Raw genomic sequence first — 8,503 nt, 5'->3', positions numbered from 1 at the left:
GAGAAGCAGTGGACTATGAGAGACGCAGCGATAGTCACAGCCCTAGAGAGAATATACAAAACCATGAAAACAAGAGGATGGATCTAGTCCACGGTGGGGGCTATAAGCTCGATTAGGTCTTTTGGGCACTCTGTCTCGAGAATTTCCCGCGCCCGCTCGCCCACTTTCTGCGTCACAAGGCCTTGTTTATACAGCTTGTAGAGCTGGTATACAGTTCTGCACTTCAACGTGAGGTCGGCTGTGAATTTCTCCACAGCGGCTTTCAGCCTGGCGTCTGCGAGGTAGTACACGTACTTCGTTGCCCCGTGTTTTTTAAGCCTATAGTTGCTTTTTGAGAGAGGGAAAGTCGTCGCATTTAAAAAGCTTGACGTATCTCCTGTAGTCCCTCCAGAAGTATCTATTGTGGGGCCTCAGCGCCCCGCTACCTGTGGAGGGGATGTGCGCCAGCTCATGCGCCACGGCCCGGACCCTCGCCTCGCAACTAAGCTCTGCGAAGTGTCTCAGAAGCTCCACGACGTAGAGGGGGCGTAGCCCGTAGACTTCCTGAAATATCTTGTTTAGCCCCCATATCCTCGCCACCGCACGGGAGCGGGAGTTGGGATTGTAGACCACCGCGATGTCGACGCTGAGCAGGTGACCTATGCCGTGTCTCGCAACGGCGTTTTTTAGATCTGTCTCCACCTCTGCGAGTCTGATATAAGCCACGTCGCGCGCCAGATAGTAGGTTATAAATCAGCCGCGCCGTAAAAAGCTTTTTAAATCGGCGAACTAGCCGCGGTATGGCTATAGAAAACTATTTAGAAGCTCTTCAATACGTCGTACTCGGCATACCCACGACCATGTCCCTTGCACTCCTCTCTTTTGTAATAGGGCTAGTTCTGGGCTCCATGCTCTTGCTGGTCAGGTTCTTCCTGCCGAAGCCGTTGCCTTGGCTGGCCTCCGCCTACGTAGAGGCGTTCCGCGGAACCCCCCTACTGGTGCAGATATTCATAATATACTTCGGGGTGGGGGGCTACTTGAAGAGCTACGGCGTCAACATCGACCCGTTCACCGCCGGGGTGATAGCCCTGGGGCTCAACAGCGCCGCCTACCAAGCCGAGATATTCCGCTCGGCGGTCCAAGCCATCCCGGTGGAGCAGTACCTAACCGCCGAGGCCTACGCCTTTACGAAAACCCAGACGTTTCGCCACATCATAATGCCTCAAGCCCTGAGAATCGCCCTCCCGGCCTTAATGAACGAGCTGGTCCTCTTGATAAAAGACTCCTCCCTAGTGGCCGTCATAGGCGTCACGCCCCCCGACATATTTAGAAGAGCAGACTACTACTCCGCGTCTAAATTCGCCTACTTCGAAGCCTACATGGCGGCGGCAACTATATACTTTGTAATCTGCTACACCATGGTGAAGATCAGCCACCTCATCGAGCGGAAATACGCCATACCTGGATATTTAAGAAGAGGCATAATATAGGCCATGTCCGCCATAGTCTCCGTAAGAGACCTCCACGTGTCCTACGGAGCCTTGGAGGTTGTGAAAGGCGTGGACCTCGACGTGGCGCAGGGGGAGAAGGTGGTGATAATGGGCCCCTCAGGCTCAGGCAAATCCACCTTCCTCCGGTCGCTTATCTGGTTGGTAAAGCCCAGAAGCGGCCGCGTGGTGATAGACGGCGTCGAGGTCTCGCCGCAGACCCTCATGGAGGTTAGGAAAAAAGTCGGCTTTGTATTCCAGCACTACAACCTCTTCCCACACCTCAGAGTGGTGGACAACATCGTTCTCCCCCTCGTAAAAGTCCACAAGCTCACCCGCGCCGAGGCCCTCCAGAGGGCTGAAGAGGCCCTGAGGGTGGTGGGCCTCTTGGAGAAGGCCAGGTCCTACCCCCTACAGCTCTCCGGCGGGCAACAACAGAGGGTGGCCATAGCGAGGGCGCTGGCCATAAGGCCCAGGTTGCTGATGCTTGACGAGCCCACCAGCGCCCTTGACCCCGAGCTCGTGGAGGAGGTGCTACAGGTGCTGGAGGACGTCGCGCGGAGGGGGACGACTATGCTGATAGTTACCCACGAAGTGGACTTCGCCCTAGACGTGGCCGACAGGGTGGTCTTCTTCGACGGGGGCAAGGTCGTGGAGGAGGGCCCCCCCGACATTTTATACAACCCGGCCACGGAGCGTTTTAGACAATTCCTAAAAAGGCTCCACAAGAGAACGGGCTAGGAGGGGAAGTCGGGGGATGTATGCCAGTCGTAGCATGCACGAGGGACTGCTACGACACCTGTATATTCAAGGCGGAGGCGGGCGGCGGGGGCCTCAGGCTGACGCCGGTAGGCGACTTCCCAACCCTCGGCTTCACCTGCGCGAGGGGGCGTGCGGATGTGAAGCGCCTCGCCTCGCCGAGGAGGGTGAAGGCACCACTGCTCAGGGGGGAGAGGCAGGTGGTGGAGGTCAGCTGGGACCGCGCCTTGTCCGAGCTCGCGGAGAGGATCAGAGAGGTCGACCCAAGCCGCGTGTTGCACATAGACTACGACGGGAACCAGGGCCTGCTGACGTGGTACTACCCCCAGAGGCTTTTCAACCTCCTCAAAACCGCCTCCACCGACTATTCGATATGTAGCGCAGAGGGGCACGAGGCGATTAAGCTACACTGGGGGAGGTCCTACGGCGCCATGCCCGAGGAGCTGGGGAGGAGGCCGGTGGTTTTCTGGGCCCTCGACGCGGCGGTCTCCTTCATCCACGGCTGGGCCCTGGCCAAGAGGGGGAGGAAGCCAACCGCCGCCGTGGACGTGGTGTGGACAAACACGATGAAGCACGTGGACCTCCCCGTCCTCGTGAGGCCGGGGCGGGACGTCGTGCTGGCGCTGGGCCTCGCCCGGGAGTTAATCAGGCTGGAGGCCTACGACAGGGAGTTCGTGGAGAGGTACACATACGGCTTTGAGCAGTTCAAGCAGTACGTAGAGGGCTTCACCCCCCAGTACGTGGAGGAGGAGGCGGGGGTGCCCAGAGAGGTCCTCCACCGGCTGGCTGAGTTCTACCTCAAGAAGCCTGTGACAGTCATCGGCTTCGCCATCGGCCGCACTGAGAACGGCGGAGAGGCGGCTAGGGCCATTTCGCTGTTGCACGCACTGCTGGGGGATCCCGGTGGCTTCTACTACTCCAACACAGGGGCGTGGGGGATAGACTTCGCGTACCTCCGCGGCCTCCACGCCTCCAAGCCGAGCAGAACGGTGCCCATGGGCCTCGTCGGCGCGTCGATACAGCAGTTCGGCGTAGTGTACGTGTGGAACGCCAACCCGGTGCTGACGCTCCCCCAAGGAGATAGGATAGCGGAGGCGGCGGCGAGGGGGGACGTCACCCTGACTGTGCACACCCCCCTCATGGACGAGACGGCCGAGGCCGCCCACATAGTGCTCCCCGCCCCCCTCTACCTCGAGAAAGACGACGTGGCGTACAGCTACTGGCACAACTACCTCGTGTACAACTCCGCGGTGGCAGAGCCCCCCGGCGAGGCGAGGAGGGAGACGTGGGTGGTGAAGAAGCTCGCCGAGCTTCTAGGCGCCGCCGAGCACCCATTAATGAAGGAAGACCCCTGGGACGCGGTGGACAGAGCCATCAAGGGCACCGGCGTTACGCTGAAGGAGCTCATGGAGCGTGGCGTTGTCAAGCTGAGAACCCCCGACTACTACAGCTACCCCACAGCCACGGGCAGGGTGGAGTTCTACAGCGAGACCGCCGCCAGCCGCGGGCTACACCCCCTGCCGCAGTACAGAAGGCCCCCCGAGGGGGTGTACGTCCTGACTTTCCCCCCGAGCCCGCTGTACACCAACAGCCAGTTTAGAGACGTCTACGGCGAGCCTGAGCCCGTGATCTATGTAAACCCCGAGGACTACGTCGGCGACTGCGTGGTGCTGTACAACGACGCCGGCGAGGTGGTCCTGAGGGCTAGGCAGAGCCCAGACGTCCCGCGCGGCGTGTTGGCATACTACGGCATCGGCAGAGATCTAAAAGGCAAGCCCATCAACGCAGTGGCGAGAGGCGAGCCGGGCCCCTACGGCGGCACCCCCAAGCTATATACTACTTACGTAAAAATGAGGAGGTGTTGACTTTATTTATCCCACTCGCGTGGAGGGTACGTGTTCGACAACCACATCCACTGCCACGAATTCCCGGAGGAAGAGCTCTCCCAATACAGGGGGGAGTGGACTCTTGTGTGCGTCTCCGACGACCTTGCGTCGTCGAAAAAGACGGCGCAACTGGACGGCGTGGTGCGGTGTCTGGGGATACACCCGTGGCATGCGGAGAAGGCGGAGCCGGGGGACCTGTCCGCAGTCCTCCGCCTTGTGGAGAAGTCGGAGGCGCCTTGCGTGGGAGAGGTAGGGCTAGACAAGAAGTTCGTCCCCCACAGCTACGGGAAGCAGGTGGAGTTCTTCCGCGAGTTCCTCCGCCTCGCCAGGGAGCTCGACTTGGTTGTGAACGTCCACGCCCCCGACGCGTGGGCCGACGCCGTAGATATGCTGAGAAGGGCAGACGTGGACAGGGCCCTCATCCACTGGTACACGGGGCCCCTTGACCTGCTAGAAACCATCCGCGACCTCGGCTACTACATCTCGATAAACCCCGCGGTGGCCGTACAGAAGAAGCACCAGGAGGTCGCCAAAAATGCCGATCGGAGAATTGTCCTTCTGGAGAGCGACGGGCCGTACGAATATAGGGGGATGAGGCTGGCGCCCCCCGCCATTAGAAACACGGTGGAGAAGCTGGCGGAGCTCTGGGGAGCCCCCACAGACCACGTTGTAGAGATCGTGGAGGCAAACGCCAGGCGCCTATGGCGTCTGTAGAGGAGATAGTAGACCTCCTGACCAGGGTGAGGGCGAGAGGCGCCGGGCTTGTCCTGCGCCTAGAGGGCAGATACACGGCGGTTGGGGATCTGCACGGCGACGTGGACACTCTGGAGAAGGTACTGGAGGAGTGGCCCGCGCCCTACCTCTTCCTAGGCGACTACGTGGACAGGGGAGACAAAGGCCTGGAGGTGGTGACCCAGGTGTTCCAGCTATACGTCGAGGGGAAGGCGGTTGTGTTGAGAGGCAACCACGAATCGCCTCTCATGAACATTGACGGCGGCTTCCTAGACGAGCTCTGTGAAAAACTGGGGAGGCGGTGCGGCCACGTATACAAAGAGTTTGAGAAAACCTTCGCTACGTTGCCGCTGGCCGCGCTGTTGAACGGCAGGGTGGTTGCGTTGCACGGCGGCATCCCGTTGAGAGACGACATGACCCCCGCGACGTTGGGAGAACTAGAGAAAATAACGGGCGACCTCACCACTCCTCAAGATCCGCTGGCGTTCCAAGTCCTGTGGAACGATCCCTGTCCCTGCGACAAATACGCCCCCAGCCCCCGGGGCCCCGGCATATGGCTCTTCGGGAGAGAGGCCACCAAGGCCTTCCACAGGGCGCACAACACGGCCACGGTTGTTAGGGGCCACACCTACATACCCCAGGGCTGCGCCTCCCACCACGGAGGCGCCGTAGTCACGGTCTTCACCTCAACCGCGGGGCCCTACAGAAAAACCAGGCCCAAAATAGCACTAGTCGACGAAACGGCCCAGGTCTACGACCTGGAGAGCAAAAAACCCGCCCAGTGCCCCGAGGACGTAGACGTATTTTAACACTCGCCCCTTAAGCCCTTGGGCGGGGTGACGCCCCTCTGCCCCTGGTAGAGGCCGGCGTACTGCGCTCTGCCCTCCGCCTTGACGAGGACTAAGTGCAGGAAGCGCATGCCCCTCCTCAGCACAATGGTGTTGGGGCTGTTGTTTACAACTTCTATCGTTATGTTGCCCTCAAAACCCGCGTCGACAATAGTCGGAGGTATGACGAGCCCGTAGCGAGCCAGGGTGGAGCGGAGGTTCGCGAGGCCCACTACGTCGTCGGGCATCTTGACGTACTCCTCCGTTGTGAGCAGGACGAAGTTGCGGGGCGGTATCACCACCTCGTCGGCCTTAACTATGCGGAATAGGTGCCTCGCGTTTTCAAGCTCACATGGGGCCACCACGGACCCCTCGTAGGCGTAGATTGCGTACTCGCCGCCTATCCGCAAGTCGAGTCCGTTCTCCCTGACCGTGTCCGGGTAGAGGGGATCCACCCTGAGCCTCCCTGTCGAGATTAGTTTTTTCAACTCGTCGTTTGCCAGAATCATGCCTAATCAATGGGGTGCGTTAAAAGGGCTGTAGCCAGTATACGTCGCCATTCCCAACAATACTCTTATATTCCCCCGGCGGGGTGGTGGCGATGGATCTGAGACAGCTAGTTGAGTCAGTATCGCAGTACATGAGCCACCCCGTCGTGGGGGGCTGGATGTGGTTTATGATAATCGCCTTCGCCATCGCGTTCATAGCATCGATGCCACCGAGGCGGCCGCTGTCTGGGTGGGTTGGCGACTTCTTCATCAAGTGGGGCCTGGCCGGGATTCTGGTGTGGTTCGTAGTCAACGGGATATGGGCCATACGGGAAGTCGTGGGGCAGAGGCTGATACTGCCCTTTACGCCGCTCGAGGGCTACCTGGAGTACGCCTCTGTGTGGAGCGCGGTGTTGACTGGGATGGCCACCTTCCTCTTCTTCGGATCGACGCTGTTGCTGAGGGCAATATTCGCACGTGAGGAGCTCCCCAGCGGCGTTGTTTACTACAGACAGGAGATGGTTATCGCGAACCCCGACGCCAACGTAGCGGCGCCGCAGGCCGAGAAGAGGAAGGCGCCAGTAGTGGTGGTGGATAACAGGAAAAAGAGGCGCTAGCCGGGGTGAATGTAGGCTAGTATCAAAACCACGTCCTCTTTTTTCACAGGCGTAGAGAGGCCGGACAGTAGCCTTATGTCTACGTCGTTCACGGCTATGTATATGTCGGCTCTCGGCCTCCCGTCCTCCCCCACCACGCGTCGGTACAGCTTCTGGGAGACGGCAGACAAGTTGCCGAGCACCTCCTTGACCGTGGCCCCCTCCACCTCTAGCTCGTCCCTTCCACCCGCGAGGGCCACGAGCACCCCGGCGAGCTTAACCCTGGGCACCTCTGTGTACAAGCTTTAATATATAACTCTGTTTAGGAAAGGTGATAAAAGGCAACTGCAAACCTTGACCTTTAGGGCGGGGTAAAGCTTTTAGCAGACATTAATTTAAGCATGGTGGTAACGAGGTCCGTCGCCGTCCCGCTTCTGCTGGACGGGAACCAGCTTCTGGACTACCTGGAGCTGGAGAGAGGGTACAGAAAAGCGAAACAATTGGTGGTGGACTACTTGGTGCGGAACTACGGCGGGAGGAGGGCAAACTTCTTCAAGGTGTGGGGCGAGGTTAAGGAGGCCGTCAAGCAGACTGGACTCCCCTTCGCCTACCAGCAACAGGCAGTGAAGGACGCCGTGGAGGCCTACAACTCGTGGGCTGAAGCTGGGGGAGAGCCTCCCGCGGTTAGGCGCGTCTCCCCCTACGGAGACGAAAGGGCTTGGCGGTTTGATAGACCAACTGCTATCTCTCTACGTCTTATGAGCGGCCGCATAGTGGCGGAGCTATGGCCTCACAAGCGGTTCTGGCTCTACGAGTGGCTTGCCAAGACGGGCAGGGCCACACGGGCCTCCACGATACGGCTGAAGCGCGTCGGAAACCGAGTTTACGCCGTCTTCGTATACGAGGTGAAGCCGGAGGCGCCGAGGGAGCCAGAAGCAGTAGTCGCCTTCGACGTGAACGAGAACACCATCGTCGCGGCTAGAGTCGACCTTAAAGCCACGGTAGACAGAGTCGCCCAGTGGAACCGGCAGTGGGTACAGCCCATTTCAATTAGAGTATTCCGCACCGACTTCGGAAGGCTGGCCAAGCGCTACGGCGCGATCAGAAGGAGGTGGGCGGAGGAGCTCTCCGTAGAGATAAACGGAAAGAGGCTTTCCGGCACCCACACGAGGGAGTACAAGAAGAGAGTCAAGAGGTTGAGGGAGGGGGACAGAAAGCGGGATAGGGTCTACAGGATAGCTCACGCGCTTACTAAAGAGCCTACCATTCTAGTAACGGAGAACGTGGGCAAGAAGCCGCAGGAGGAGATGATTGTGGACAAAAGGAGTCCACAGCTGAGGCACCGCATAAAGCAGACGCCTATGAAGGCAGTAGTCGGCAAGGTAGCCGACAAGGCAACGGAACGCGGCTTAAGGTTGGTGCTTGTGTCTTCGTACAGGAACTCCAAGACGTGTCCGGTGCACGGAGAACCTCTGTCCTTTCCGACGGGGCCTAAGGTAGGCCTCTGCCCAAGGGGACACTGGGTGCACAGAGATGTCGCGGCTGTGTTGAATATGCTGTGGAGGGCTGTGGAGAGGCTAGAGCCGGAATACTCGGAGATCGTAAAACAAGCACTATCCACTGTAGACGAGAAGATGCTGGAGGAGTGGTCGAGGCTGGTGCTGGAGGCCGAGAGCCCGATCCAAGCCCAATGGCCCGACGTGCTGGCCCGGGCCAGCCCCATGACCCCACCGGGCGAGGAGACGGTGA

Annotated in this window: 11 protein-coding genes; 7 read left to right on the top strand and 4 right to left on the bottom strand. The window is 59.7% G+C overall.

The annotated features are described in order from the left end of the window. Positions 1–83: 83 nt before the first annotated feature. Positions 84–290 (bottom strand): hypothetical protein, encoded by a 207-nt coding sequence (locus tag ACP5J3_RS08605; protein ID WP_014287527.1) that lies wholly within the window; start codon positions 288–290, stop codon positions 84–86. Positions 291–318: 28 nt separating this feature from the next. Continuing rightward, positions 319–705 carry a putative metallopeptidase gene (locus ACP5J3_RS08600; protein ID WP_428495314.1) on the bottom strand — a complete coding sequence of 129 codons (387 nt, stop codon included), beginning with the start codon at positions 703–705 and terminating at the stop codon, positions 319–321. A gap of 74 nt (positions 706–779) precedes the next feature. Between ACP5J3_RS08600 and ACP5J3_RS08595 the strand changes: the two genes are divergently transcribed. The 5 genes from ACP5J3_RS08595 to ACP5J3_RS08575 are packed head-to-tail and all read left to right on the top strand — an operon-like array spanning position 780 to position 5,652. Then, entirely contained in the window at positions 780–1,469 is a 690-nt protein-coding gene (locus ACP5J3_RS08595) for an amino acid ABC transporter permease (RefSeq protein ID WP_428495313.1), read from the top strand. Between the two features lie 3 nt (positions 1,470–1,472). Beyond that, on the top strand, positions 1,473–2,207 hold the full coding sequence (locus tag ACP5J3_RS08590; protein ID WP_428495312.1) for an amino acid ABC transporter ATP-binding protein: 735 nt from the start codon (positions 1,473–1,475) through the stop codon (positions 2,205–2,207). Between the two features lie 20 nt (positions 2,208–2,227). Continuing rightward, positions 2,228–4,090 carry a molybdopterin-dependent oxidoreductase gene (locus tag ACP5J3_RS08585; RefSeq protein WP_428495311.1) on the top strand — a complete coding sequence of 621 codons (1,863 nt, stop codon included), beginning with the start codon at positions 2,228–2,230 and terminating at the stop codon, positions 4,088–4,090. 30 nt (positions 4,091–4,120) lie between these two features. Further along, positions 4,121–4,825 (top strand): TatD family hydrolase, encoded by a 705-nt coding sequence (locus ACP5J3_RS08580; RefSeq protein ID WP_428495310.1) that lies wholly within the window; start codon positions 4,121–4,123, stop codon positions 4,823–4,825. Further along, a complete protein-coding gene (locus ACP5J3_RS08575; RefSeq protein WP_428495309.1) occupies positions 4,813–5,652 on the top strand; it encodes a metallophosphoesterase family protein in 840 nt (279 codons plus the stop codon). The genes ACP5J3_RS08580 and ACP5J3_RS08575 overlap by 13 nt, the downstream gene beginning before the upstream one ends. Here the strand turns inward: ACP5J3_RS08575 and dcd are convergent. Further along, positions 5,649–6,179, bottom strand: a complete 531-nt coding sequence (gene dcd, locus ACP5J3_RS08570; RefSeq protein ID WP_428495308.1) for a dCTP deaminase — start codon at positions 6,177–6,179, stop codon at positions 5,649–5,651. The genes ACP5J3_RS08575 and dcd overlap by 4 nt on opposite strands. A gap of 92 nt (positions 6,180–6,271) precedes the next feature. On the opposite strand from dcd, the gene ACP5J3_RS08565 reads away from it, so the two are divergent. Beyond that, complete coding sequence (locus tag ACP5J3_RS08565; RefSeq protein WP_428495307.1) at positions 6,272–6,775, top strand: hypothetical protein; 504 nt, start codon at positions 6,272–6,274, stop codon at positions 6,773–6,775. Here the strand turns inward: ACP5J3_RS08565 and ACP5J3_RS08560 are convergent. Then, complete coding sequence (locus ACP5J3_RS08560) at positions 6,772–7,044, bottom strand: MoaD/ThiS family protein (protein ID WP_428495306.1); 273 nt, start codon at positions 7,042–7,044, stop codon at positions 6,772–6,774. The genes ACP5J3_RS08565 and ACP5J3_RS08560 overlap by 4 nt on opposite strands. Before the next feature lie 114 nt (positions 7,045–7,158). Here ACP5J3_RS08560 and ACP5J3_RS08555 point away from each other — a divergent pair. Then, a partial coding sequence (locus ACP5J3_RS08555; protein WP_428495305.1) for a hypothetical protein occupies positions 7,159–8,503 on the top strand: 1,345 nt, incomplete at its 3' end.

Origin of the sequence: Pyrobaculum sp. (assembly GCF_049971835.1) — an archaeon.
GTDB lineage: Archaea > Thermoproteota > Thermoprotei > Thermoproteales > Thermoproteaceae > Pyrobaculum.
The sequence above is the reverse complement of the archived record's forward strand: the minus strand, read 5'-3'. Positions and strand labels throughout refer to the sequence as shown.

What these genes read in the sequence shown, in the direction of transcription:
- ACP5J3_RS08595 (WP_428495313.1), top strand. Translation starts at nt 780, where the DNA reads ATGGCTATAGAAAACTATTTAGAAGCTCTTCAATACGTCGTACTCGGC.
- ACP5J3_RS08590 (WP_428495312.1), top strand. Translation starts at nt 1,473, where the DNA reads ATGTCCGCCATAGTCTCCGTAAGAGACCTCCACGTGTCCTACGGAGCC.
- ACP5J3_RS08585 (WP_428495311.1), top strand. Translation starts at nt 2,228, where the DNA reads ATGCCAGTCGTAGCATGCACGAGGGACTGCTACGACACCTGTATATTC.
- ACP5J3_RS08575 (WP_428495309.1), top strand. Translation starts at nt 4,813, where the DNA reads ATGGCGTCTGTAGAGGAGATAGTAGACCTCCTGACCAGGGTGAGGGCG.
- dcd (WP_428495308.1), bottom strand. Translation starts at nt 6,179, where the DNA reads ATGATTCTGGCAAACGACGAGTTGAAAAAACTAATCTCGACAGGGAGG.
- ACP5J3_RS08565 (WP_428495307.1), top strand. Translation starts at nt 6,272, where the DNA reads ATGGATCTGAGACAGCTAGTTGAGTCAGTATCGCAGTACATGAGCCAC.